This window comes from Planktosalinus sp. (assembly GCF_059864935.1).
Genome location: NZ_JCBCCK010000083.1, coordinates 1 through 22343, shown reverse-complemented (window position 1 = coordinate 22343; position 22343 = coordinate 1). Strand labels below are relative to the sequence as shown.

Genomic DNA, 22343 nt, shown 5'->3' with positions numbered 1-22343 from the left:
ACGGTTGAGGTTGAACAGTTTTGCTCGTGGTCTGCGTGGAGGATTAATAGTTTGTCAATAGCTTCTATGACCGCTCTATCGACTTTGTAATCTTCATTGGGTTGCTGAAACATCATTTTATGAATGTTTTCCACATAGCCTAAAGAAGTATCTCCATAGTTCAATGGAAGGCTCATCTTCTTGCGCATTGTCCAGGCCACAAGTACGGGGAATTTTGCCAAAATTTTGACAATCGCCCTGTACATTTCTTCTTCAGAATCTACGTTGACCGCTGAAGGATTGAATGCAATCAAGGCATTGGTCAAGGAAGCCAAAACCCCCATCGGGTGAGCAGATTTCGGGAAACCGTCCAAAATCTTTTTCATGTCTTCGTCAACAATGGACTGTCCTTTGATGTCTTTATGGAATGTGCTTAACTGTTCCTGTGTTGGGAGTTCTCCAAAAATTAAAAGATAGCACACTTCAAGGAAGGAAGCCTTGTCGGCCAGTTCCTCAATAGAATAGCCACGATATCTTAGAATCCCTTTTTCACCGTCAAGAAATGTAATAGCACTTTCACAAGAGCCGGTGTTTTTATAACCGGGGTCTAAAGTAATCACATTTGCTGTAGATCGTAAGGCTTTTATATCAATTGCCAATTCGTTTTCGGTGCCCTCTATAAGGGGAAACTCATATTTTTTTCCGTCGATTTCTAAGGTTGCTATTTTTGACATGTTTTTCTGTTGAATTTAATGTTTGAACTTATCGCGAAGATACAAAATATAAGGCGAAAACTTTAATGACAATCGTCATATATTGGTTAAAAATACCTTAATGAACACGCATCAAAATACTATTTGATTTTAAATGCGTTTTCTTGTGGGAAATAAGCAACACTTCCCAATTCCTCCTCAATACGCAATAACTGATTGTATTTTGACATCCGGTCGCTTCTTGATGCTGAACCGGTTTTGATCTGTCCGCAATTTAATGCCACGGCAAGATCTGCAATGGTGTTGTCTTCAGTCTCACCGGAACGATGTGACATCACCGAAGTATAACCGGCATTGTGGGCCATGTTCACTGCTGCAATGGTTTCACTAAGAGTGCCTATTTGGTTTACTTTGATAAGTATCGAATTGGCAATTCCCTCTTTAATCCCTTTGGAAAGTCTCTTTACATTGGTAACAAACAAATCGTCACCTACCAGTTGTACTTTATCCCCAATTTTTTCTGTGAGGTATTTCCAGCCTTCCCAGTCGTTTTCATCCATTCCGTCTTCTATGGAAATGATGGGGTATTTTGAGGCCAGTTCAGCGAGATAATCGGCCTGTTGTTTTGAAGTTCTTACTTTACCGGATTTGCCTTCAAATTTAGAATAGTCATATTTTCCTTTGATATAAAATTCTGCCGCAGCACAGTCTAAAGCAATTTTTATGTCTGTACCCATTTTATATCCTGCGTTTTTCACTGCTTTTGCAATGGTATCCAGTGCATCTTCAGTGCCTTCAAGAGTAGGGGCAAAACCACCTTCATCACCCACAGCTGTACTGAGTTTTCTGTCGTGCAACACTTTTTTCAAGTGATGAAATATTTCTGAACCCATCTGCATGGCGTGGGTAAAACTTTTTGCTTTTACCGGCACTATCATAAACTCTTGAAAAGCAATGGGAGCATCACTGTGTGACCCCCCATTGATGATGTTCATCATTGGGACGGGTAGGGTATTGGCACTCACGCCACCCACATAGCGGTATAAGGGTAATCCAAGTTCCATGGCGGCGGCTTTCGCAACAGCAAGCGAAACGCCTAAAATGGCATTGGCGCCAAGGTTTGATTTGTTTGCAGTGCCATCCATTTGAATCATCGTCTGGTCAATCAGGTTTTGATCAAAGACGGCAGCTCCCAATAGTTTTGGAGCTATCGCTTCATTGACATTATTTACTGCTTTTAAAACGCCTTTTCCCATATAAGCCTTTCCGCCATCGCGTAGTTCAACTGCTTCATGTTCACCGGTAGAAGCACCGGATGGTACTGCTGCGCGCCCCAGTATGCCGCTTTCGGTAATTACATCGACTTCGATGGTTGGGTTTCCTCTGGAATCAAAAATTTGTCTGGCGTGGATGTCAACGATTAGGCTCATAATTTATAAATTTTATAATAGTTTAGGCGTAATATATTACGCCTCTTCAAGTTAATTATTTTGAATGTTTTCCAAGAATTGATCAAAAAGGTAACTTGCATCGTGCGGCCCGGGGCTGGCTTCGGGGTGGTATTGCACCGAGAAGCAGTTTTTGCTTTTCATTTTGATTCCGGCCACTGTGTGGTCATTCAGATGCACATGGGTGATTTCAATTTCGGGATGGTTTTCAGTATCTTCCCTGTTGATGGCAAAACCGTGGTTTTGTGAGGTGATTTCCCCTTTTCCGGTAACCAAATTCATAATCGGGTGATTGATACCGCGGTGACCGTGGTGCATTTTATAGGTTGAAATGCCATTAGCTAAAGCTATTACCTGATGCCCCAGACAGATTCCAAAAAGGGGCAGGTTTTTATCAATGATTTGTTTTGCAACCTCTATGGCGTTAATTAACGGTTGCGGGTCTCCCGGTCCGTTTGAAAGGAAATATCCGTTGGGTTCAAAGGCTGCCATTTCATCAAAAGTGGCGTTGTATGGAAATACTTTAATGTAGCAATCCCTTTCAGCCAGGTTGCGTAAAATGTTTTTCTTGATGCCTATGTCAAGCGCAGCCACTTTATAAGTTGCGTTTTCGTTACCGAAAAAATAAGGTTCTTGTGTAGAAACTTTGGATGCCAATTCAAGCCCTTTCATATCAGGCACCTCGGCCAGTTGTTTTTTAAGACCTTCGATATTGTCCACGTCAGTTGAGATCACGGCGTTCATCGCTCCGTTGTCCCGTATGTAGCTCACCAAAGCACGTGTATCCACATCTGAAATGGCGAAAAGATTGCTTTGGTTTAAAAACTCCTCCAATGAAGCATCTGCAATGTCGCGTGAGTAGTTGTAGCTGAAGTTGCGGCAAATAAGCCCGGCGATTTTAATGCCTTCAGATTCCACTTCTTCTTTATTGGTGCCATAGTTCCCGATGTGGGCATTGGTGGTGACCATCAATTGGCCAAAGTAGGAGGGGTCTGTAAAAATTTCTTGATAACCGGTCATTCCCGTGTTAAAACAAACTTCGCCAAAGGCAGTGCCTTCTTTGTTGCCCACGGCTTTACCGTGAAAAATGGTTCCGTCTGCAAGTAAAATAAGGGCTTTTTTTCTAGTGTGGTACTTCATGTAGAATGTAAGTTGTGTTGTTTATACTAGGGTGCAAAAATAATATAAAAAAAGGGATAAACCGAAGCGGCTTATCCCTTTATTCACATTTACAAGGTTTGATTTTGCTAAAAAGTGTACCCCAACCTTAAATATAAATTCCAATCTACCCTCACACCATCATCATAATAGTTTTGAGGCTCATTTATCAAAAATCTATATCCAAAACCCAGAGCTGTTTCGTAATAAAACCCATTACCAATATTTCCCCTGTGCCCCCAAGTAGGGATAAGTGAAAAACTACTAATTACGATTCCATTGTTAGGCTGAAAAGCAATAAGTTCATCAGCAAAATATCTGGCTTTTACAGCAACAAAATTTCCACGATTATTGCTAATATCTTTAGAGTTTTTATGTCTTTTTCTAATATTATAATACCAACGAGGCTCTATTACTACCGAAGGTGAGAAAATGATATTAGAACGTATATGTGTTTCCTTCCATATTCCATCAGCATAACCCAACTCAGTGCGGAGTGCAAAACGGTTAAAAATTTTTAACTCGTGACTGAACCAAATCCCAAAAGGACCTATTTGAGCACTAAAGATTGATTTCTCAACTGACGCGTGTTTTCCTCCAACAACATCATCATCCTGTGCAAAAAGACATTGTCCTAACAGGATGAATATACATAGAATGGCTTTTTGTACAATATTTTGCCTCATTGAGAAAAGTATCCGTTCAATTGAAGATAAACTGTTTATCATTTTTGTTTTAAAAAGATTAAAAATTAATGTTATTCCTCTCTATTTAAGTTTAACCCAATGTTTAACTGGAGCATAAGTGGCCAAAAACCGCTATTTCCTTTCGCGTCAAAATAGAACTGTGGGCCAAGATCAAAAAGCAAATGCATTTTCCCATAGGAGCGTTGAAGGCCCCAAGTAGGTCCAATTGCAAAGTCATAGTCAGATTTTCTTTCAACATTATCCGCAATTGAAGGCCCCCTTGAAATCAACCTCCCGGAAATAAAATTTCCTGAATTGTTTTTTATTGATTTATTTTTATGGATTCTTTTATCAAAATTATAGAATCTTTTAACCTGTAAATCTACAAAAGGAGCAACGACATAAATAAGTCCGCTGCTAAAAGAGCTCTCTGTTAGATACGGATAAGATCCATTATAACCTACACCCACATTTGTAGAAAAAGTGGTTTTATTGCTTAAGGGCAATTCTACTTCAACACCCGGATTAATAAAATTAATCCGCCATACTTTTTGTGTCATTTCATTCTCTTGTGAAAAAGAATATTGAAAAAACAGAAATGTCAATAAAACAACTATTTTTTTCATTGAGAATACACCTTAGAAATTAAACTCAGTTTTTAAATAGCTTTTTAGTTGACTTTCCAAAAATGGTTTCAATTTCAACAAAATAAATACCTGAGGATAAATTTGAAACATCAATGGAACTATTTGAATTTGCAACCTGCTTCACCTTCTGCCCCAAACTATTATAGAGGTTAACTTGATATTCCAATGCATTTGTCCGGATATTAAAATAGTTACCGGCGGGATTGGGATAGACAGCAAAATCTATTGTTTCAAAATCATCAGCAGAAAGGTTTTGGGGCGTAAATGTATAAACAGTGCCATCGGGAATTATGCCCTGTAAAGCGATTGGCCCTTGTGGCTCATCACCGGCTTCAACAACTATGACTGTTGGGTTGGCGGGATTCCCAGACAGTAAATAAGCATCTTCTTCAATTTCATCTGTGTCAAAATTTATCAAAGGTATTAAAGCAACAATAGGCCCCGTTTCTCCCTCAAAAGAACCTTGAGGGTTGTTTATTTGACTGGGACCATAGCGGTATTCAATAATGTTACTGCCTTCATATAGCCATACTTGAAAATTCATAAAATCATTCCCTGTCACATCATCCCAAAAACCAACATTCTTCCATTCAATTTTTAAGATTTGGCTCCCTGCCGTACCTTCAGTTTTGTAGGATAAATTTGATTGTGAAACACCGGACGAATACCCCAAGTCTATTATATCTTGACCAATTGGAATTATTAAGGCAAAGGCGTCTTGAACAAATTCATCAAACACATTTGAAAGTGTGCCGCCAAGACCAAAATCGGGGAAATATATAGTACTGAAAACCTGTGTTGAAATCTGGAAGTCAAACCCAATAGGAATGGCATACCCCGGGTCATCCCAAATCTGGCCATTGTTTAATGAAGTACTGCCAACCAAGTCGTTATAAGGCTCGTTGGTGACACTAAAATTATAACCGTTTTGGGCATTCATCAAAAAGCCCGTTGATAATAAGACGAATAAAAGTAATTTTGTTTTCATTTTTGTTGCTTTAATTTTTTTAGTAAGTAATTGTGATACACTCTATTGAAAGCTTCTGTTTTCATAAATCACATAAAAAGAAGCCACATTCTCTTCATAGATTTCTTCAGTGAAAAACCCGAGTAACTCCTGGTCATGGATGTGCATCACTTTTTCTTCGGGAAAAGAAACATTCAGGGTAAATGTTATCTCCCCTTCATCATAATATTCACCCGGTTCAGGCAGTTCATGTGTAACATAATAGAACTTCATTTCAACAAAATAATGATTTTCTGAAACTTTATTCCAATTGGCATTATAGGTTCTTATATGCATATAACATTGCTCGTGTTCTTTATCAAAAGCATAAATATTTATTCGAAAACCTCCATCATTATGTGCTGACATGTAAGTACTCAACTCACATTCTGTAAGCTCAACTTCTTTAGTTGTCCCGTTGTTTAGCAATAAAGTGATGCCTACAGGTTTCCAACTTCCAATCAATGGGTCTCTGTATGAATCATCATCTGAGGAGCAAGAAAGGAGAAATGCCAATGCCAGTAAAAATAAAAATAGCTTTTTCAACAACAAGAAGTTTAAAAAATTGAGCTTATCCCAAGGTTTGTGTGTGTGTGTGTGTAGTGGTTGTTCATTTTACAAAACATTATAGGTTAATAACCTTGAAAACAAAAAAAGGAATAATATTTAAAACATCCTAAAATTTAATCATAAAAAAAAGGGATAAGCCTTGAAAGTTTATCCCTTATGTTTTAGAATGAAATTAAAATTTTATTCTTTTTCCTTTTTTGGTTCTTCTTGAGTGTTGTCTTCAGAAGTTTCGGGAGCGGTTGCTTCCGGGGTTTCTTCTGTTTTAACATCTTCAGTAACTTCCGGAGTTGTATCTGCTACCGGTGCGTCTACCACTTTTTCTGCCGGGGCAGCTTTAGCTACAGGCTCGTCAGTTTTTTTGGTGCGACCTCTTCTGGTTGACTTTTTCTTGGCAGGTTTGTTGGCGTTGTACACCTCGTTGTAGTCAACAAGTTCTATCATCGCCATATCTGCGTTGTCACCCAAACGGTTACCCAATTTGATGATCCTGGTGTACCCACCCGGGCGGTCACCCACCTTTACGGCTACATCCCTGAAAAGCTCAGTTACAGCTTCTTTTTGACGCAATCTGCTGAAAACAATACGTCTGTTGTGCGTGGTGTCTTCTTTGGATTTGGTTACTAAAGGCTCTACAAACTGCTTCAAAGCTTTTGCTTTTGCAACAGTAGTATTGATTCTTTTATGTTCAATTAGGGAGCACGCCATGTTTGCCAACATTGACCTTCTGTGTGCTGTCTTTCTGCCTAAGTGATTTACTTTTTTTCCGTGTCTCATTTTCTTAGTTGTTAGAGGTGAGTGGTGAGTGGTGAGTAAAAACTCTCATCTCACGTCTCAAATCTCAAGTCTTAATTAATCTCTGTCTAATTTATATTTTGAAAGATCCATTCCAAAGGTCAGGCCTTTTACATTTACCAACTCTTCCAATTCAGTCAATGATTTTTTACCAAAGTTTCTGAATTTCATCAAGTCGTTTTTGTTGTAAGAAACCAGGTCGCCCAAGGTATCCACTTCAGCAGCTTTCAAGCAGTTTAATGCCCTTACTGAAAGGTCCATATCAATCAGTTTGGTTTTTAACAACTGACGCATATGTAAGGATTCCTCATCATAAGTTTCAGTTTGGGCAATTTCATCGGCCTCAAGGGTGATGCGCTCATCGCTGAACAACATAAAGTGGTGAATCAATGTTTTTGCAGCTTCGGTTAAAGCATCTTTAGGATGGATAGAACCGTCTGAAACGATTTCAAAAATCAGTTTTTCGTAATCTGTTTTTTGCTCTACACGGAAGTTTTCAATGCTGTACTTCACATTTTTGATTGGTGTGTAGATAGAGTCAGTGAAAATGGTTCCAAGGGGTGCATTTGCTTTTTTGTTTTCTTCAGCAGGCACATATCCCCTTCCTTTTTCAATGGTCATTTCCATATTCAGGTTGACTTTAGCATCTAAATTGCAGATTACTAAATCAGGGTTTAAAATCTGAAAACCTGAAATAAACTTTTGGAAGTCACCGGCGGTAATTTGGTCTTTGCCTGAAATAGACATAGTAACTGTTTCGTTGTCGATTTCATCGATTTGACGTTTAAAACGCACTTGTTTTAAACCAAGGATGATTTCAGTAACATCTTCTACAACTCCGGGGATGGTTGAAAACTCGTGATCAACTCCTTCAATTCTGATAGAGGTGATAGCGAAACCTTCCAGTGAAGAAAGTAGTACTCTTCTAAGCGCGTTACCAACGGTCAATCCATAGCCTGGTTCTAAAGGGCGGAACTCAAATTTCCCTTCAAAATCGGTTGAATTGATCATTATAACTTTATCGGGCTTCTGAAAATTTAGTATTGCCATGTTTGTGATTCCTAGTGTTTATTATTTAGAGTATAATTCGACGATGAACTGAGTGTTGATGTTCTCTGGAATTTGGATGCGTTGTGGAACGGCAATAAAAGTACCTTCCATTTTGTCACCATTCCAATTGATCCACTCATAAGGGTGTGATGCGTTTGAAAGTGATCTTGAAATCACCTCAAGCGACTTTGATTTTTCTCTTACAGAAACAACATCACCGGGCTTAACGTGGTATGAAGGAATGTTTACCTTTTCACCGTTTATCAGGATGTGTCTGTGAGAAACAAGTTGACGTGCACCGCTGCGGGTAGGGGCAATGCCCATTCTGAACACAACGTTGTCTAATCTTGATTCACAAAGCTGAAGTAAAACGTCACCGGTAATACCATCAGCAGCAGTAGCTTTTTTGAACATGTTCCTGAACTGACGCTCAAGAATCCCATAAGTGTACTTGGCTTTTTGCTTTTCCATTAACTGGGTAGCATATTCAGATTTTTTACCTCTGCGTTTTGCGTTACCGTGTTGCCCCGGAGGGTAGTTTCTTTTTTCAAAGGCTTTGTCGTCACCATAAATAGCCTCGCCAAATTTTCGGGCTATTTTAGTTTTTGGACCAATGTATCTTGCCATAATTTAATTGTTTTTGAAGGGATGATGAATTAAGGCTTGTCCTCCATCTATCGTTTTCCTTCTGTTGATTATACTTAATGTTTATCCTCCCCCTAAATCCCCATCCAAAAGAGGGGGACTTTTGGAGTTTTAATAATATTGTTTACTTCTAACTTCGTACTTCTACCTTCTAACTTAATTAGACCCTTCTTCTTTTAGGAGGCCTGCATCCGTTGTGGGGAATTGGTGTAACGTCAATAATTTCAGTTACTTCAACACCTGCATTGTGAATAGAGCGAATAGCAGATTCCCTTCCGTTTCCGGGCCCTTTTACATACACTTTTACTTTGCGTAAACCTGCATCGTGAGCAACTTTTGTTGCATCTTCAGCAGCAAGTTGAGCAGCATAAGGAGTGTTTTTCTTTGATCCTCTAAAGCCCATTTTACCGGCAGAAGACCAAGAGATTACATCACCGTTTTTGTTTGTCAACGAGATGATAATATTGTTAAAGGAAGCTGTAACGTGTGCTTCACCTACAGATTCAACAATAACTTTACGTTTTTTTGTGGTTGTTTTTGCCATATCTCTAGGTATTATTTAGTTGCTTTTTTCTTGTTAGCAACAGTTTTACGTTTTCCTTTTCTGGTTCTTGAGTTATTCTTGGTGCGTTGTCCACGAAGGGGAAGTCCCGATCTGTGACGAATGCCCCTGTAACATCCAATGTCCATCAAGCGTTTGATGCTTATTTGGACTTCTGAACGCAATTCACCCTCAATTTTAAAATTTCCTACAGCATCACGAATACGACCGATTTCATCATCGTCCCATTCATTTACTTTTTTGTCTTCACTTACTTCAGCTTTTGCCAAAATGTCTTTGGCACGGCTTTTACCAATACCAAATATGTAAGTTAACGCGATTACACCCCTTTTTTGTTTCGGGATATCTACACCTGCTATTCTTGCCATATCTTAACCTTGTCTTTGTTTGAACTTTGGGTTCTTTTTGTTAATAACGAATAATTTGCCTTTGCGACGTACAATTTTGCAATCGGCACTTCTTTTTTTAATGGATGCTCTTACTTTCATTTTATTAGTATCTGTAAGTTATTCTTGCCTTAGATAAATCGTAAGGACTCATTTCTAGTTTTACTTTATCTCCGGGCAGTAATTTAATGTAATGCATTCTCATTTTACCCGAAATGTGTGCTGTAACAACGTGACCGTTTTCCAGCTCTACCCGAAACATAGCGTTTGATAGTGCTTCTATTATAGTTCCATCTTGTTCTATTGCAGACTGCTTTGCCATAAATATTTCAAATTTCAAATTTCAAATTCCAAATTCCAATTCTTTTATAAAATTCTCCATTTGGAGTTTGGTGCTTGTCAGTTGTTTCTTTTTAAGCTACTGCTTTTCTGTTTTTACCTGATTTCATTAAACCATCATAGTGTCTGTTCAACAAGTATGCATTGATTTGTTGCATAGTGTCGATTGCCACACCCACCATAATCAATAGGGATGTTCCTCCATAGAACAATGCCCAACCGGGTTGCAAACCTAACAATTTTACCGCAAATGCAGGGAAAATTGCTATCAAAGCCAGGAATATCGATCCCGGAAGTGTGATTTGCGACATAATTCTGTCTAAATAGTCTGCAGTTTCAGTACCGGGTTTAATACCTGGAACAAAACCACCACTACGTTTTAAATCATCTGCCATCTTATTTGTGGGAACGGTTACCGCGGTATAGAAATAGGTAAATACAATTACCAATAAGAAAAATACCAGATTGTACCAAAACCCAAAAATATCACTAAAAGCTACAGTGAACGACTGTGCCATATCAGATTGTGACAAACCTGCAACAGCTGCGGGAACAAACATAATTGCCTGAGCAAAGATGATTGGCATTACACCCGAAGCATTTAGCTTTAATGGAATGTACTGTCTTGAGCCCACCGTGTTTTTCTCATAGCCACCTGTAGCGGTTCTTCTGGCATATTGCACCGGAATTTGCCGTACAGCCATTACCAGTAATACACAGAGCAATATGATTACAAACCAAATTACAAGCTCTATCAGGATAAAGATTAGCCCACCGTTTGATTCAAATACCCTGGAAGCAAATTCCTGAACAAATGATTGTGGTAGTGTGGCGATGATACCCACCATAATCAATATGGAGATACCATTTCCAATTCCTCTATCGGTAATTTTTTCACCCAACCACATTGCAAATATACACCCTGTGGTTAATATGATTACCGCTGATACAATAAACGTCATATCATTTCCTAAAAGAAAAGCTTCAGCCGGCAGTATGTTGTAAAGGTTGTAAATATAGCCTGGACCCTGAACCAATGTGATAGCAATGGTTAACCAACGTGTAATCTGAGTGATTTTTTTTCTTCCGCTTTCACCTTCTTTTTGAAGCTTCTGCAAATAAGGCACGGCAATACCCATTAACTGAACAACAATAGAAGCAGAGATATAAGGCATAATTCCCAATGCAAAGACAGAGGCATTTGAAAATGCACCTCCTGTAAAAGCATTAAGAAGACCTAAGATTCCGCCATCGGTTTGATCTGCCAAACCTTGTAATTGAGAAGCATCAATACCCGGAAGTACAACCTGTGCTCCAAAACGGTACACAACGAGTAATCCTAAAGTAAAGAGAATTCTGTTTCTCAATTCTTCTATTTTCCAAATATTCTTAAGGGTATTAATAAATTTCATTTGATAGGGGTTGTTATAAAATTACCACTTCGCCACCTGCAGCTTCAATAGCTTTTTGTGCAGTAGCCGTAAATTTGTGAGCTGATACTTTTACCTTAACATTAAGTTCGCCTCTACCTAGTATCTTAACCATTTCATTTTTTGTTGCCAGTCTCAGTGCAATCATAGCGTCCATATCCAAAACATCAGTGATTTTCTTTTCATCAACCAGTTTTTGAATGGTATCAAGATTTACACCTTGATATTCTTTGCGGTTGATGTTTTTGAAACCAAATTTTGGAACTCGTCTTTGAAGTGGCATTTGTCCACCTTCAAAACCTATTTTTTTGCTGTATCCTGAACGGGATTTGGCACCTTTGTGACCTCTGGAAGCAGTTCCACCTGTTCCTGAACCTTCACCGCGACCCAATCTTTTATTCTTTTTCTTTACCGAACCTTCAGCAGGTTTTAAGTTACTTAAATCCATAGTATATTAATGTCTTATTTTGTTTCATCTTATGCAAATTTATTTCAATAGGTATAAGATGGAATTCGCTTTTTGAATATTTTGTTATAATTTGTAAGCTAACTACTTGCTCATTTCTTCAACAGAAACCAAGTGTTTTACTTTATTAACCATACCAATAATGGCTGGTGTGTTATCGTGTACAACGGTCTGACCTATTTTTCTAAGCCCTAACGATTCAAGCGTTCTCTTTTGCGTCTGTGGACGGTTGATGGCGCTTTTTACTTTTGTTACTTTTATCTTTGTCATAACTCGTTTATTTATCCTTTAAACACTTTCTCAAGTGAAACTCCACGTTGTCTTGCGACAGTATGAGCACTTCTCATTTGCAATAAAGCATCAAAAGTTGCTTTTACCACGTTGTGAGGGTTTGATGAGCCTTGTGATTTTGACAATACGTCGTGTACACCAACGGCTTCAAGAACAGCACGCACGGCACCCCCGGCAATCAAACCGGTACCCGGTGCAGCAGGAAGTAGATTTACTCTTGCTCCGCCATACTTTCCTTTTTGCTCGTGAGGTAAAGTGGTCTTGTTCAAAGGAATTCTCACAAGATTTTTCTTTGCATCTTCAATAGCTTTAGCAATTGCAGAAGCAACATCTTTTGATTTTCCAAGTCCCTGGCCAACTACTCCGTTTTCATCACCCACAACAACAATGGCTGAAAACCCGAAAGCTCTACCACCTTTTGTTACTTTGGTCACACGTTGTACACCAACAAGACGATCTTTCAATTCTAACCCGCCGGGTTTTACTATTTCTACGTTATTATAATCTTGATACATAATTTTTTAGAATTTAAGTCCGCCTTCTCTGGCTCCTTCTGCTAATGATTTAACTCTACCGTGGTATAAATAACCACCTCTGTCAAAAGAAATTGCCTCGACACCTGCTTTCACAGCTTTATCGGCAATTGCTTTTCCAACTAATTTTGCGGCTTCAACTTTAGTAACTTTTGAGGTATCTAAGTCTTTGTCTCTTGAAGATGCAGAGGCAATGGTTTTGCCGTTTACATCGTCAATAAGTTGTGCATAGATTTCATTGTTACTTCTGAAAACTGCAAGTCTTGGTCTTTGTTCAGTGCCGGAAATAATTTTTCTAACTCTGAGCCTGATTCTATTTCTTCTTTCGGTTTTAGATAATGCCATAACTTTTATGCTTATGCAGATTTACCTGCTTTTCTTCTTAATACTTCACCAACAAACTTGATTCCTTTTCCTTTGTAAGGTTCCGGTTTACGGAAGCCACGTATTTTTGCAGCGACTTGACCAACAAGTTGTTTGTCGTGTGATGTAAGTTTTACAATTGGGTTTTTACCTTTTTCAGTTATTGCTTCCACTTTGACTTCAGGGGCGATGTCAAGAACAATATTGTGAGAATATCCCACAGCAATGTCAAGCCTTTGTCCTTGATTGGTTGCTCTGTAACCAACACCAACCAGTTCAAGTTCTTTAGTCCAACCTTCAGAAACACCTTGGATCATATTGTTCACCAATGAGCGATATAAACCATGTTTTGCACGGTCGTTTTTGTGGTCTGTTGCACGCTCTACATACACGTTTCCTTCTTCTACTTTGACAGTTACATCAGAAAATTCCTGAGTTAACTCTCCTAATTTTCCCTTTGCCGTAATGGTGTTGTTTTCAACAGTTATTGTTACACCATTTGGGATTGCTACCGGATTATTACCTATTCTAGACATTTTTTGTCGTTTTTTAGTAAACGTAACACAATACTTCTCCACCAACATTCTGAGCTTTGGCTTGCTTTCCTGTCAATACACCGTGAGATGTTGACACTATGGCAATACCAAGACCGTTAAGAATTCTTGGAAGTTCAGTTGAACTTGCATATTTACGTAAACCAGGTTTACTGATTCGTTCTATTTTTCTGATCACGGGCTCTTTAGTTACTTTGTCATATTTCAAAGCAATTTTGATAGTTCCCTGAGGTCCTTTGTCATCTTCAAATTTGTAACTTAAGATGTATCCTTGGTCAAATAAGATTTTAGTGATTTCTTTTTTCAAATTTGACGCAGGAATTTCAACCACTCTGTGGTTGGCCATGGATGCATTTCTAATTCTGGTTAGAAAATCTGCGATTGGATCTGTTGTCATTTATTGTTTATTTGCGGATGTGGTTTTTCGATTTTTGGCCGAAACCTTCATCCAGTTATTTTAAAGTTTTGAATTGCTGCGGTGCAACAATTTTACAGTATGTTGCGATGCAACAATTTTACAGTATGTAGCAATACAACAATTATGTTTATTACCAGCTTGCCTTTCTCACACCGGGAATAAGACCTTGATTGGCCATTTCCCTGAAAGTTACACGTGAAAGTCCAAAAGTTCTCATATACCCTCTTGGTCTTCCGGTTAACTTACAACGGTTGTGAAGTCTAACGGGTGAAGCGTTTTTTGGTAGTTTTTGTAGTGCATCATAGTCGCCGGCTTCTTTTAGGGCCTTACGCTTTTCAGCATATTTATCTACCATTTTTTGTCTTTTCACCTCGCGGGCTTTCATTGATTCTTTAGCCATCTCTTAGTTCTTTTTAAAGGGTAATCCCAGTTCTGTTAAAAGTGATTTTGCTTCTTTATCTGTCTCAGCATTTGTTACAAATGTGATGTCCATACCCTGGATTTTGTTAACCTTATCAATATCAATTTCAGGGAAAATGATTTGTTCGGTAACACCCAAGGTGTAGTTGCCCCTTCCGTCAAAACCGCTGCTTTTGATGCCGCCAAAGTCACGCACACGTGGTAAAGCTGAAGTTACAAGTCTGTCAAGAAACTCATACATTCTTTCGCCACGAAGGGTTACTTTTACACCAATGGGCATTCCTTTACGGAGTTTGAATGATGCAACGTCTTTCTTAGAGATGGTCGATACTGCTTTTTGTCCGGCAATTCTTGTGATTTCATCAACTGAATAGTCGATTAATTTCTTGTCGGCCACAGCGGCACCTACACCCCTTGAGATTACAATTTTTTGTAATCTGGGAACCTGCATTACATTTTTGTAACCAAATTCTTCCTTAAGAGCATTAATTACTCGGCTCTTGTATTCTTCCTTAAGTCTTGGTGAATATCCCATAACTATATTACTTCATTAGATTTTTTAGAAAAGCGCACTTTCTTGTCGCCTTCCATTTTATAACCAACTCTTGTAGCTTTTTTTGATTTGGCATCAATTAAAGCAAGGTTAGAAATGTGAATAGGAGCTTCTTTTTTCACTATACCACCCTGTGGGTTTTTAGTGTTTGGTTTCTCATGTTTTGAAACCAGATTGACTCCTTCTACTATGGCTTTATTTTTTTCAGTTAAAACACGCATTACTTTGCCCTCTGATCCTTTGTGGTCACCGGCAATAACTACTACGTTGTCTCCTGATTTAATTTTAAGCTTTGTCATTGTTTCTTAAGTTAAAGCACTTCTGGTGCTAATGATACAATTTTCATAAATTGTTTATCGCGCAATTCTCTGGCAACCGGGCCAAACACACGTGTACCTCTCATCTCGCCGGTAGGGTTTAATAGAACACAAGCGTTGTCATCAAAACGAATGTATGAACCGTCAGGTCTTCTTACTTCTTTGGTGGTGCGTACAACAACAGCTGTAGATACCGCCCCTTTTTTGATGTTTCCGTTTGGTGTAGCTTCTTTAACAGTTACTACAATCTTATCTCCTATGGAAGCATACCTTTTTTTAGTACCTCCCAATACACGGATTGTTAGCACTTCTTTTGCTCCCGTGTTGTCTGCAACTTTTAGTCTTGATTCTTGTTGTAACATGATTATTTAGCTCTTTCAATGATTTCTACTAATCTCCAACACTTAGATTTGCTTAAAGGTCTTGTTTCCATGATCCTTACAGTATCTCCTTCGTTGCAATCGTTCTTTTCGTCGTGAGCGACATATTTTTTAGTCTTTAACACGAACTTTCCGTACATAGGGTGTTTCATTTTTTTAACCTCTGCCACAACAATGGATTTTTCCATTTTGTTGCTGGTTACGATCCCGATACGCTCTTTTCTTAAATTTCTGTTTTCCATCTTTCAGCTGTACTGTTATTGTACTTCTCTTTTAATTAGTTCAGTCTGGATTCTGGCAATTGCTCTTCTTTGAAATCTAAGTTGAATAGGGTTTTCCAAAGGTGAAATAGCGTGTGCCATTTTCATTTCTGTATATACTTTTTTAGAATCTGCAAGTTTTTCTTGCAATTTAGCCGTTGATGCTTCTCTAATTTCTGCTTGTTTCATTATCCCGTAGTATTAAGCTTGAAAATCTCTAGCTGTTATAAACTTGGTTCTCACCGGCAATTTTTGAGCTGCCAGGCGTAAAGCTTCTTTGGCGACATCTGCAGGTACTCCGGCTACTTCAAAAAGTATTCTTCCGGGTTTAACTACAGCGGCCCAATATTCCACAGCTCCTTTTCCTTTACCCATACGAACCTCAAGAGGCTTTTTAGTGATAGGCTTGTCCGGAAATATCTTAATCCAGAGTTGACCCTCCCTTTTCATAAATCGGGTAGCGGCTATACGGGCTGCTTCAATTTGACGTGATGTCAAAAAGTTTGAGTCTAATGATTTAATACCAAAGGTTCCGTTTGATAATTGATGCCCACGTTGTGAAACACCTTTCATGCGGCCTTTCATTTGCTTACGGAACTTAGTTTTTTTCGGTTGTAACATTTTCTTTAGTTTAAAAAATTACTTTCTGCGACGTGCTTTTGGTTTTCCTGCTCCACCTTTTTCATTCTTTCCTGCTTGCTTTTTTGTTAAGCCAACTAGCGGAGAAAGCTCTCTCTTTCCAAACACTTCGCCTTTCATTATCCATACTTTAACACCCAATCTTCCATAGGTAGTATGTGCTTCAACAAGAGCATAATCAATGTCTGCCCTAAAGGTTGAAAGAGGTATGCGACCTTCTTTAAAAGACTCTGAACGTGCCATTTCAGCACCGTTAAGTCGTCCTGAAATCTGAATCTTGATACCTTCTGCATTCATTCTTATTGCCGCGGCAATTGCCATTTTTATTGCACGTCTGTATGAAATTCTGCTTTCAATTTGACGGGCAACACTGGTTGCCACTAAAAATGCATCTAGCTCAGGTCTTTTGATTTCAAAAATATTGATTTGAACCTCTTTTCCGGTGATCTTTTTAAGCTCTTCTTTTAACTTGTCTACCTCCTGGCCGCCTTTTCCGATAATGATACCGGGTCTTGCGGTGGTGATAGTAACGGTTACAAGCCTAAGTGTGCGCTCAATGATTACTCTGGACACACTAGCTTTTGCCAAACGAGCATGAACATATTTTCTAATCTTGTCGTCTTCAGCAATCTTGTTGCCGTAGTCGTTGCCTCCATACCAGTTAGATTCCCATCCTCTGATGATTCCAAGGCGATTTCCGATTGGATTTGTTTTTTGTCCCATTTAATTAATTGCTTTGTGTGTTATCTTTAGCTCCTAAAACCACGGTTACGTGATTGGAACGTTTTCTGATTCTGTGTGCACGACCTTGTGGTGCTGTGCGTAAACGCTTTAGCATAGATCCGCCGTCTACTCTGATTTCCTGAACAAACAGGTTGGCATCTTCAATGCTGGCGTCTTCATTTTTTGCTTGCCAGTTTGCAACGGCAGACAACAACAGTTTTTCCAATCTGCGTGAAGACTCCTTTGAACTGAACTTCAAAATATTAAGCGCTTTATCTACGTTTTCACCTCTTACTAAATCTGCCATTAGGCGCATTTTTCTTGGTGAAGTCGGGCAGTTATTCAACTTTGCAAAGGCGATGTTTTTCTTCGCTTCTTTGACCTGTTCTGCTCTTTCTCTTTTACGAACTCCCATAGCTTATTATTTTTTTCCTTTGTTTTTAGCACCTGCATGACCCCTGAAAGATCTTGTGGGTGAAAATTCGCCTAGTTTATGTCCTACCATGTTTTCAGTAACATACACGGGAATAAATTGTTTTCCGTTGTGTACTGCGATGGTTTGTCCAACAAAGTCCGGTGTTATCATCGAAGCTCTTGACCAGGTTTTGATCACGCTTTTCTTGTTTGTATCAACGTTTTGCTGAACTTTTTTCTCTAATTTAAAGTGAACGTAAGGTCCTTTTTTTAACGATCTTGCCATAGCTTATTTCTTTCTACGTTCTATAATATATTTATTACTTGCTTTTGTTTTAGTACGGGTTCTGAAACCTTTTGCAGGCAGTCCCTTTCTAGAACGTGGGTGACCTCCTGAAGCACGACCTTCACCACCACCCATTGGGTGATCTACAGGGTTCATTGCAACTGGTCTTGTTCTGGGTCTTCTGCCCAACCATCTGCTTCTACCTGCTTTACCTGAAACTAACAACTGGTGATCACTGTTTGAAACAGCTCCAATGGTTGCCATACAGGTTAACAGGATTAAACGTGTTTCACCTGAAGGAAGTTTCACAGTTGCAAACTTACCGTCTCTTGCCATCAATTGGGCAAATGATCCGGCGCTTCTTGCAAGCGATGCTCCTTGTCCGGGTCTTAACTCGATACAAGATATTATGGTACCCAATGGAATGTCTGAAAGTGGCATTGCATTACCAATTTCCGGGGCTACATTAGCTCCTGAAACGATGTTTTGTCCCACTTGCAATCCGTTTTGAGCGATTACATAACGCTTCTCACCATCCTGGTAGTTTACCAAAGCGATGAACGCTGTTCTATTTGGATCATACTCGATTGTTTGAACTGTGGCCGGAATCCCGGTTTTGTTTCTTTTGAAATCGATGATACGATACCTCTGCTTGTGACCTCCACCTACATAGCGAATGGTCATTTTTCCTCTGTTGTTTCTACCACCGGATTTCTTTTTCGGAGCAAGCAAGCTTTTCTCCGGCTTATCAGCAGTAATGGCATCAAAGCCATTTACTACTCTAAAACGCTGGCCCGGGGTAACGGGTTTTAATTTTCTTACTGACATTGTTGTCTAATTTCTAGATGTTGTTGTAAAAATCTATTGTTTCTCCCTCGGCGACCTGTACAATTGCTTTTTTGTAAGCAGTTGTTTTACCAGTGATAATTCCCGTTTTTGTATAGCGGGTTTTTCGATCAGGACGAACATTAATTGTGCGAACTTTAGTAACAGAAACTCCATAAACTGTTTCAACAGCTTGTTTTATTTCAATCTTATTCGCCTCATTAGCAACTATAAAGCCATAGATATTTTTATCTTCAGCATCGCGTGTTGCTTTTTCTGTAATGATGGGTTTAATTAAGATATTCATAATTTCTATTTACTTAAGTTTTGCTCAATTCCTTCTAACGAACTTTCCAAAAGCACAAGACTATTTGCATTCAGAATTTTATAAGTGCTTAATTCTGAATTAGTTATGACTTCTATTCCTTTCAAATTGCGCGAGGACAAATATACATTATTATTTAACTCTCCCAACACAAATAAGGATTTTTTGTCCTGTAGTCCAAGAGCGGTTAAAAGTTGTGTAAAATTCTTTGTTTTTGGAGCTTCAAAATTGAAATCTTCAAGTACAAATATTTGCTTGTCTTTAGCCTTCATGGTCAAGGCTGATTTACGTGCAAGTCTTTTCAAATTCTTGTTTAATTTGAAGGAGTAGCTTCTTGGTCTTGGGCCAAAAACTCTACCACCCCCTTTAAACAATGGGTTTTTGATGTTACCTGCGCGCGCAGTCCCTGTACCTTTTTGCTTTTTGATTTTTCTGGTACTTCCGACTATTTCAGCACGTTCTTTAGTTTTGTGAGTACCTTGACGCTGATTGGCCAAATACTGCTTTACATCTAAATATACAGCGTGATTGCTCGGCTCTATTGCGAAAACATTTTTAGAAAGGTTAACCTCTCTACCTGTTTCTTTTCCGTTGATATCTAATACTGCTACCTTCATTATTTCTGAATAATTACATAAGCGTTTTTATGACCGGGCACACAACCTTTGATCACAATCAAGTTCTTTTCGGGAACAATTTTTAAAACCCTTAAATTTTCAACTTTTACTTTATCACCACCCATTCTTCCGGCCATACGCATTCCTTTGAATACTCTGGCAGGGTAGGAGGCCGCACCGATAGATCCTGGAGCTCTTAAACGGTTATGCTGACCGTGAGTCGCTTGACCCACACCGGCAAAACCATGTCTTTTAACAACACCTTGGAATCCTTTTCCTTTTGAGATTCCTGAAACATCTACAAATTCACCTTCAGTAAAATGTTCTACTGTGATGGTATCACCTAATTTATACTCCTCTTCAAATCCTTGGAATTCTACGACTTTACGTTTTGCAACGGATCCTGCTTTTTTAGCGTGGCCTTCGGCAGCTTTATTGGCAGTCTTTTTGTCATCGAAACCAAGTTGAAGAGCTTCATACCCGTCAACCTCAGCGGTTCTGACTTGGGTAACTACGCATGGCCCTGCTTCAATTACGGTACAGGGAATGTTTTTCCCGTTCTCGTCAAAGATGCTGGTCATGCCTACTTTTTTTCCAATTAACCCAGACATATTTTAGTTTTTTATTATTGACAATTCGCGACTTGTCTGATTTATTTTCTGTATTAAGACAAGTCGCGACTTGTCTCTAAAAACTTCAGGGTCAAAATACGTTCGACCCTGAATGTATTTTTACCGTTTTTCCTTCGCTCGCAGCTCCGGACATGTATACCCACGCAGGTGGGCATCTCGTCATTTATTTGCCAATTTGAACATTTCATTGACGAGATTTCCGCCTTCGCGGAAATTTGATTTTATCACACCTTGATCTCTACCTCAACACCACTTGGTAACTCTAACTTCATTAGAGCGTCAATGGTTTTTGAAGAAGAACTGTAGATATCCAGCAAACGTTTGTAAGAACTCAATTGAAACTGCTCTCTTGATTTCTTGTTTACGTGAGGAGAACGCAATACAGTAAAGATTTTTTTGTGAGTTGGTAACGGAATAGGTCCTGTTACAACTGCTCCTGTATTCTTTACAGTTTTAACGATTTTCTCTGCAGATTTATCTACCAAGTTGTAATCGTATGATTTTAGCTTTATTCTGATTTTTTGACTCATCGCTGTTAAAATTAATCGTTAGCTCCTTTAGCTTTTTTAATTACTTCTTCTGAAATATTTGATGGTGTCTCAGCATAGTGTGAGAATTCCATCGTTGAAGTTGCCCTACCTGATGATAGTGTTCTCAATGTGGTTACATATCCAAACATTTCAGATAAAGGAACTGTTGCTTTTATAGTTTTTGCTCCTGCACGGTCGCCCATGTTGCTCACCTGACCGCGACGGCGGTTCAAGTCACCCACAATGTCACCCATGTTCTCTTCGGGAGTGATTACTTCAATTTTCATAATTGGTTCAAGAATTACAGCTCCGGCAGCTTTTGAAGCAGCCTTGTAACCCATCTTAGCAGCAAGTTCAAACGAAAGGGAATCAGAATCCACTGCGTGGAAAGATCCGTCCTTAAGTGTAATCTTCATGCTATCCATTTCAAATCCGGCAAGAGGGCCATTTTTCATAGCTTCCCTAAATCCTTTTTCAATGGCCGGAACATATTCCTTAGGAACGTTTCCACCTTTTATCATATTTACAAATTCAAGACCGATTTTTCCTTCTTCAGCAGGCTCCATTGTAAATACAATATCAGCAAATTTACCGCGACCACCCGATTGTTTTTTGTAAACTTCCCTGTGATCTGCTCTTTTTGTAATTGCTTCTTTGTACTCAACCTGAGGTTCTCCCTGGTTTACTTCTACTTTGAATTCGCGACGCAAACGGTCAACGATAATATCAAGGTGAAGCTCACCCATACCTGAAATGATGGTTTGCCCTGAAGCCTCGTCAGTTCTTACGGTAAACGTAGGATCCTCTTCAGCAAGCTTAGATAAAGCCATTCCTAATTTGTCAACATCAGCCTTGGTTTTTGGCTCCACAGCAATACCGATAACGGGATCCGGGAACACCATGCTTTCCAAAACAATTGGATGTTTTTCTGAAGATAAGGTGTCTCCAGTTTTGATATCTTTAAAACCAACCGCAGCTCCAATATCACCTGCTTCAATATAATCGATGGCATTTTGCTTGTTAGCATGCATTTGGTATATTCTTGAAATACGTTCTTTATTCCCTGAACGGTTATTTAAAACGTAAGAACCGGCATCAAGTCTTCCTGAATAAGCACGGAAAAATGCCAAACGACCCACAAAAGGATCAGTAGCAATTTTAAATGCCAATGCAGCAAAAGGCTCATTAACATCGGGCTTTCTAAATTCTTCTTTTTCAGTGTTTGGGTTAACTCCTATAATACCCTCTTTATCCATCGGTGAAGGCAAATAACGACATACGGCATCTAATAAGAATTGAACTCCTTTATTTTTGAAAGCAGAACCACATATCATAGGTATGATACTCATATCCATAACTGCAGCTCTCAAAGCAGCGTGCACTTCG

37 protein-coding genes are annotated in these 22343 nt (G+C 39.0%); all 37 read right to left on the bottom strand.

The window, feature by feature from the left end; translation table 11 throughout:
* Nucleotides 1-713: citrate/2-methylcitrate synthase (locus AC6F75_RS03795; RefSeq protein ID WP_500713617.1), on the bottom strand; the 713-nt coding region annotated here is incomplete at its 3' end.
* Nucleotides 714-832: 119 nt separating this feature from the next.
* Nucleotides 833-2122 carry a phosphopyruvate hydratase gene (eno, locus tag AC6F75_RS03790; protein WP_500713616.1) on the bottom strand — a complete coding sequence of 430 codons (1290 nt, stop codon included), beginning with the start codon at nt 2120-2122 and terminating at the stop codon, nt 833-835.
* Nucleotides 2123-2173: 51 nt separating this feature from the next.
* The gene (gene carA / locus AC6F75_RS03785) at nt 2174-3280 is read right to left on the bottom strand and encodes a glutamine-hydrolyzing carbamoyl-phosphate synthase small subunit (RefSeq protein WP_500713615.1); all 1107 of its coding nucleotides are present in this window, start codon (nt 3278-3280) and stop codon (nt 2174-2176) included.
* Nucleotides 3281-3387: 107 nt separating this feature from the next.
* On the bottom strand, nt 3388-4026 hold the full coding sequence (locus tag AC6F75_RS03780) for a hypothetical protein (RefSeq protein WP_500713614.1): 639 nt from the start codon (nt 4024-4026) through the stop codon (nt 3388-3390).
* Between the two features lie 29 nt (nt 4027-4055).
* The gene (locus tag AC6F75_RS03775; protein ID WP_500713613.1) at nt 4056-4610 is read right to left on the bottom strand and encodes a hypothetical protein; all 555 of its coding nucleotides are present in this window, start codon (nt 4608-4610) and stop codon (nt 4056-4058) included.
* A gap of 25 nt (nt 4611-4635) precedes the next feature.
* Nucleotides 4636-5619 (bottom strand): NIDO-like domain-containing protein, encoded by a 984-nt coding sequence (locus tag AC6F75_RS03770; protein WP_500713612.1) that lies wholly within the window; start codon nt 5617-5619, stop codon nt 4636-4638.
* A 42-nt stretch (nt 5620-5661) separates the two neighbouring features.
* Nucleotides 5662-6183, bottom strand: a complete 522-nt coding sequence (locus AC6F75_RS03765) for a hypothetical protein (protein WP_500713611.1) — start codon at nt 6181-6183, stop codon at nt 5662-5664.
* A 204-nt stretch (nt 6184-6387) separates the two neighbouring features.
* Nucleotides 6388-6981, bottom strand: coding sequence for a 50S ribosomal protein L17 (gene rplQ, locus AC6F75_RS03760; protein WP_500713610.1), 594 nt, complete (start codon nt 6979-6981; stop codon nt 6388-6390).
* Between the two features lie 75 nt (nt 6982-7056).
* Nucleotides 7057-8049, bottom strand: a complete 993-nt coding sequence (locus AC6F75_RS03755; RefSeq protein ID WP_500713609.1) for a DNA-directed RNA polymerase subunit alpha — start codon at nt 8047-8049, stop codon at nt 7057-7059.
* A gap of 21 nt (nt 8050-8070) precedes the next feature.
* Nucleotides 8071-8676, bottom strand: a complete 606-nt coding sequence (gene rpsD, locus AC6F75_RS03750) for a 30S ribosomal protein S4 (protein WP_500713608.1) — start codon at nt 8674-8676, stop codon at nt 8071-8073.
* 178 nt (nt 8677-8854) lie between these two features.
* Entirely contained in the window at nt 8855-9238 is a 384-nt protein-coding gene (gene rpsK / locus AC6F75_RS03745) for a 30S ribosomal protein S11 (protein ID WP_500713607.1), read from the bottom strand.
* Nucleotides 9239-9249: 11 nt separating this feature from the next.
* On the bottom strand, nt 9250-9624 hold the full coding sequence (gene rpsM, locus AC6F75_RS03740) for a 30S ribosomal protein S13 (RefSeq protein ID WP_500713606.1): 375 nt from the start codon (nt 9622-9624) through the stop codon (nt 9250-9252).
* A 3-nt stretch (nt 9625-9627) separates the two neighbouring features.
* Nucleotides 9628-9744 carry a type B 50S ribosomal protein L36 gene (gene ykgO / locus AC6F75_RS03735; RefSeq protein ID WP_500713605.1) on the bottom strand — a complete coding sequence of 39 codons (117 nt, stop codon included), beginning with the start codon at nt 9742-9744 and terminating at the stop codon, nt 9628-9630.
* Between the two features lie 4 nt (nt 9745-9748).
* Nucleotides 9749-9964, bottom strand: coding sequence for a translation initiation factor IF-1 (gene infA, locus AC6F75_RS03730; RefSeq protein WP_006988529.1), 216 nt, complete (start codon nt 9962-9964; stop codon nt 9749-9751).
* A gap of 91 nt (nt 9965-10055) precedes the next feature.
* Entirely contained in the window at nt 10056-11393 is a 1338-nt protein-coding gene (gene secY, locus AC6F75_RS03725; protein ID WP_500713604.1) for a preprotein translocase subunit SecY, read from the bottom strand.
* A gap of 13 nt (nt 11394-11406) precedes the next feature.
* A complete protein-coding gene (gene rplO / locus AC6F75_RS03720; RefSeq protein ID WP_500713603.1) occupies nt 11407-11859 on the bottom strand; it encodes a 50S ribosomal protein L15 in 453 nt (150 codons plus the stop codon).
* A 102-nt stretch (nt 11860-11961) separates the two neighbouring features.
* Entirely contained in the window at nt 11962-12147 is a 186-nt protein-coding gene (gene rpmD / locus AC6F75_RS03715) for a 50S ribosomal protein L30 (protein ID WP_500713602.1), read from the bottom strand.
* A gap of 11 nt (nt 12148-12158) precedes the next feature.
* Complete coding sequence (gene rpsE / locus AC6F75_RS03710; RefSeq protein WP_500713601.1) at nt 12159-12683, bottom strand: 30S ribosomal protein S5; 525 nt, start codon at nt 12681-12683, stop codon at nt 12159-12161.
* A gap of 6 nt (nt 12684-12689) precedes the next feature.
* Nucleotides 12690-13046, bottom strand: a complete 357-nt coding sequence (gene rplR / locus AC6F75_RS03705) for a 50S ribosomal protein L18 (protein ID WP_500713600.1) — start codon at nt 13044-13046, stop codon at nt 12690-12692.
* An 11-nt stretch (nt 13047-13057) separates the two neighbouring features.
* Nucleotides 13058-13600, bottom strand: coding sequence for a 50S ribosomal protein L6 (gene rplF, locus AC6F75_RS03700; RefSeq protein ID WP_500713599.1), 543 nt, complete (start codon nt 13598-13600; stop codon nt 13058-13060).
* Between the two features lie 13 nt (nt 13601-13613).
* Nucleotides 13614-14015, bottom strand: coding sequence for a 30S ribosomal protein S8 (gene rpsH / locus AC6F75_RS03695; protein ID WP_500713598.1), 402 nt, complete (start codon nt 14013-14015; stop codon nt 13614-13616).
* A gap of 151 nt (nt 14016-14166) precedes the next feature.
* Nucleotides 14167-14436, bottom strand: coding sequence for a 30S ribosomal protein S14 (gene rpsN / locus AC6F75_RS03690; RefSeq protein ID WP_500713597.1), 270 nt, complete (start codon nt 14434-14436; stop codon nt 14167-14169).
* A 3-nt stretch (nt 14437-14439) separates the two neighbouring features.
* On the bottom strand, nt 14440-14991 hold the full coding sequence (gene rplE, locus AC6F75_RS03685) for a 50S ribosomal protein L5 (protein ID WP_500713596.1): 552 nt from the start codon (nt 14989-14991) through the stop codon (nt 14440-14442).
* 2 nt (nt 14992-14993) lie between these two features.
* Entirely contained in the window at nt 14994-15308 is a 315-nt protein-coding gene (rplX, locus tag AC6F75_RS03680; RefSeq protein WP_500713595.1) for a 50S ribosomal protein L24, read from the bottom strand.
* Nucleotides 15309-15319: 11 nt separating this feature from the next.
* A complete protein-coding gene (gene rplN / locus AC6F75_RS03675) occupies nt 15320-15688 on the bottom strand; it encodes a 50S ribosomal protein L14 (protein WP_188440164.1) in 369 nt (122 codons plus the stop codon).
* A 2-nt stretch (nt 15689-15690) separates the two neighbouring features.
* Complete coding sequence (gene rpsQ, locus AC6F75_RS03670) at nt 15691-15948, bottom strand: 30S ribosomal protein S17 (RefSeq protein WP_500713594.1); 258 nt, start codon at nt 15946-15948, stop codon at nt 15691-15693.
* Between the two features lie 15 nt (nt 15949-15963).
* A complete protein-coding gene (rpmC, locus tag AC6F75_RS03665) occupies nt 15964-16155 on the bottom strand; it encodes a 50S ribosomal protein L29 (RefSeq protein ID WP_500713593.1) in 192 nt (63 codons plus the stop codon).
* A gap of 12 nt (nt 16156-16167) precedes the next feature.
* Nucleotides 16168-16587, bottom strand: coding sequence for a 50S ribosomal protein L16 (gene rplP / locus AC6F75_RS03660; RefSeq protein WP_500713592.1), 420 nt, complete (start codon nt 16585-16587; stop codon nt 16168-16170).
* Between the two features lie 18 nt (nt 16588-16605).
* Nucleotides 16606-17328 (bottom strand): 30S ribosomal protein S3, encoded by a 723-nt coding sequence (rpsC, locus tag AC6F75_RS03655; protein ID WP_500713591.1) that lies wholly within the window; start codon nt 17326-17328, stop codon nt 16606-16608.
* 4 nt (nt 17329-17332) lie between these two features.
* Nucleotides 17333-17743 carry a 50S ribosomal protein L22 gene (gene rplV, locus AC6F75_RS03650; RefSeq protein WP_500713590.1) on the bottom strand — a complete coding sequence of 137 codons (411 nt, stop codon included), beginning with the start codon at nt 17741-17743 and terminating at the stop codon, nt 17333-17335.
* A 6-nt stretch (nt 17744-17749) separates the two neighbouring features.
* Complete coding sequence (gene rpsS, locus AC6F75_RS03645; RefSeq protein ID WP_500713589.1) at nt 17750-18028, bottom strand: 30S ribosomal protein S19; 279 nt, start codon at nt 18026-18028, stop codon at nt 17750-17752.
* A 3-nt stretch (nt 18029-18031) separates the two neighbouring features.
* Nucleotides 18032-18856 (bottom strand): 50S ribosomal protein L2, encoded by an 825-nt coding sequence (gene rplB / locus AC6F75_RS03640; protein ID WP_500713588.1) that lies wholly within the window; start codon nt 18854-18856, stop codon nt 18032-18034.
* A 13-nt stretch (nt 18857-18869) separates the two neighbouring features.
* The gene (rplW, locus tag AC6F75_RS03635) at nt 18870-19160 is read right to left on the bottom strand and encodes a 50S ribosomal protein L23 (RefSeq protein WP_500713587.1); all 291 of its coding nucleotides are present in this window, start codon (nt 19158-19160) and stop codon (nt 18870-18872) included.
* A gap of 5 nt (nt 19161-19165) precedes the next feature.
* A complete protein-coding gene (gene rplD, locus AC6F75_RS03630) occupies nt 19166-19795 on the bottom strand; it encodes a 50S ribosomal protein L4 (protein ID WP_500713586.1) in 630 nt (209 codons plus the stop codon).
* Nucleotides 19795-20406, bottom strand: coding sequence for a 50S ribosomal protein L3 (rplC, locus tag AC6F75_RS03625; protein ID WP_500713585.1), 612 nt, complete (start codon nt 20404-20406; stop codon nt 19795-19797). The genes rplD and rplC overlap by 1 nt, the downstream gene beginning before the upstream one ends.
* Before the next feature lie 245 nt (nt 20407-20651).
* The gene (gene rpsJ / locus AC6F75_RS03620) at nt 20652-20957 is read right to left on the bottom strand and encodes a 30S ribosomal protein S10 (protein ID WP_188440138.1); all 306 of its coding nucleotides are present in this window, start codon (nt 20955-20957) and stop codon (nt 20652-20654) included.
* 11 nt (nt 20958-20968) lie between these two features.
* The coding region (locus AC6F75_RS03615; RefSeq protein ID WP_500713584.1) for an EF-Tu/IF-2/RF-3 family GTPase at nt 20969-22343 on the bottom strand (1375 nt) is incomplete at its 5' end.

Excerpts from the sequence above, each read along its gene's own strand:
- rplO (WP_500713603.1), bottom strand. The coding sequence starts at position 11,859 with ATGGATTTAAGTAACTTAAAACCTGCTGAAGGTTCGGTAAAGAAAAAG.
- rplF (WP_500713599.1), bottom strand. The coding sequence starts at position 13,600 with ATGTCTAGAATAGGTAATAATCCGGTAGCAATCCCAAATGGTGTAACA.
- rpsC (WP_500713591.1), bottom strand. The coding sequence starts at position 17,328 with ATGGGACAAAAAACAAATCCAATCGGAAATCGCCTTGGAATCATCAGA.
- rplE (WP_500713596.1), bottom strand. The coding sequence starts at position 14,991 with ATGGGATATTCACCAAGACTTAAGGAAGAATACAAGAGCCGAGTAATT.
- rplQ (WP_500713610.1), bottom strand. The coding sequence starts at position 6,981 with ATGAGACACGGAAAAAAAGTAAATCACTTAGGCAGAAAGACAGCACAC.
- rplB (WP_500713588.1), bottom strand. The coding sequence starts at position 18,856 with ATGTCAGTAAGAAAATTAAAACCCGTTACCCCGGGCCAGCGTTTTAGA.
- rpsK (WP_500713607.1), bottom strand. The coding sequence starts at position 9,238 with ATGGCAAAAACAACCACAAAAAAACGTAAAGTTATTGTTGAATCTGTA.
- rpmC (WP_500713593.1), bottom strand. The coding sequence starts at position 16,155 with ATGAAACAAGCAGAAATTAGAGAAGCATCAACGGCTAAATTGCAAGAA.
- carA (WP_500713615.1), bottom strand. The coding sequence starts at position 3,280 with ATGAAGTACCACACTAGAAAAAAAGCCCTTATTTTACTTGCAGACGGA.
- rplP (WP_500713592.1), bottom strand. The coding sequence starts at position 16,587 with ATGTTACAACCGAAAAAAACTAAGTTCCGTAAGCAAATGAAAGGCCGC.
- rplR (WP_500713600.1), bottom strand. The coding sequence starts at position 13,046 with ATGGCATTATCTAAAACCGAAAGAAGAAATAGAATCAGGCTCAGAGTT.
- rplX (WP_500713595.1), bottom strand. The coding sequence starts at position 15,308 with ATGACAAAGCTTAAAATTAAATCAGGAGACAACGTAGTAGTTATTGCC.
- rplV (WP_500713590.1), bottom strand. The coding sequence starts at position 17,743 with ATGGGAGTTCGTAAAAGAGAAAGAGCAGAACAGGTCAAAGAAGCGAAG.
- eno (WP_500713616.1), bottom strand. The coding sequence starts at position 2,122 with ATGAGCCTAATCGTTGACATCCACGCCAGACAAATTTTTGATTCCAGA.
- AC6F75_RS03780 (WP_500713614.1), bottom strand. The coding sequence starts at position 4,026 with ATGATAAACAGTTTATCTTCAATTGAACGGATACTTTTCTCAATGAGG.
- ykgO (WP_500713605.1), bottom strand. The coding sequence starts at position 9,744 with ATGAAAGTAAGAGCATCCATTAAAAAAAGAAGTGCCGATTGCAAAATT.
- rpsH (WP_500713598.1), bottom strand. The coding sequence starts at position 14,015 with ATGACAACAGATCCAATCGCAGATTTTCTAACCAGAATTAGAAATGCA.
- rplC (WP_500713585.1), bottom strand. The coding sequence starts at position 20,406 with ATGTCTGGGTTAATTGGAAAAAAAGTAGGCATGACCAGCATCTTTGAC.
- rplN (WP_188440164.1), bottom strand. The coding sequence starts at position 15,688 with ATGTTACAACAAGAATCAAGACTAAAAGTTGCAGACAACACGGGAGCA.
- secY (WP_500713604.1), bottom strand. The coding sequence starts at position 11,393 with ATGAAATTTATTAATACCCTTAAGAATATTTGGAAAATAGAAGAATTG.
- rpsQ (WP_500713594.1), bottom strand. The coding sequence starts at position 15,948 with ATGGAAAACAGAAATTTAAGAAAAGAGCGTATCGGGATCGTAACCAGC.
- rpsD (WP_500713608.1), bottom strand. The coding sequence starts at position 8,676 with ATGGCAAGATACATTGGTCCAAAAACTAAAATAGCCCGAAAATTTGGC.
- rpmD (WP_500713602.1), bottom strand. The coding sequence starts at position 12,147 with ATGACAAAGATAAAAGTAACAAAAGTAAAAAGCGCCATCAACCGTCCA.
- rpsS (WP_500713589.1), bottom strand. The coding sequence starts at position 18,028 with ATGGCAAGATCGTTAAAAAAAGGACCTTACGTTCACTTTAAATTAGAG.
- rpsE (WP_500713601.1), bottom strand. The coding sequence starts at position 12,683 with ATGTATCAAGATTATAATAACGTAGAAATAGTAAAACCCGGCGGGTTA.
- infA (WP_006988529.1), bottom strand. The coding sequence starts at position 9,964 with ATGGCAAAGCAGTCTGCAATAGAACAAGATGGAACTATAATAGAAGCA.
- rpsM (WP_500713606.1), bottom strand. The coding sequence starts at position 9,624 with ATGGCAAGAATAGCAGGTGTAGATATCCCGAAACAAAAAAGGGGTGTA.
- AC6F75_RS03770 (WP_500713612.1), bottom strand. The coding sequence starts at position 5,619 with ATGAAAACAAAATTACTTTTATTCGTCTTATTATCAACGGGCTTTTTG.
- rpsJ (WP_188440138.1), bottom strand. The coding sequence starts at position 20,957 with ATGAGTCAAAAAATCAGAATAAAGCTAAAATCATACGATTACAACTTG.
- rpsN (WP_500713597.1), bottom strand. The coding sequence starts at position 14,436 with ATGGCTAAAGAATCAATGAAAGCCCGCGAGGTGAAAAGACAAAAAATG.
- AC6F75_RS03755 (WP_500713609.1), bottom strand. The coding sequence starts at position 8,049 with ATGGCAATACTAAATTTTCAGAAGCCCGATAAAGTTATAATGATCAAT.
- AC6F75_RS03775 (WP_500713613.1), bottom strand. The coding sequence starts at position 4,610 with ATGAAAAAAATAGTTGTTTTATTGACATTTCTGTTTTTTCAATATTCT.
- rplW (WP_500713587.1), bottom strand. The coding sequence starts at position 19,160 with ATGAATATCTTAATTAAACCCATCATTACAGAAAAAGCAACACGCGAT.
- rplD (WP_500713586.1), bottom strand. The coding sequence starts at position 19,795 with ATGAAGGTAGCAGTATTAGATATCAACGGAAAAGAAACAGGTAGAGAG.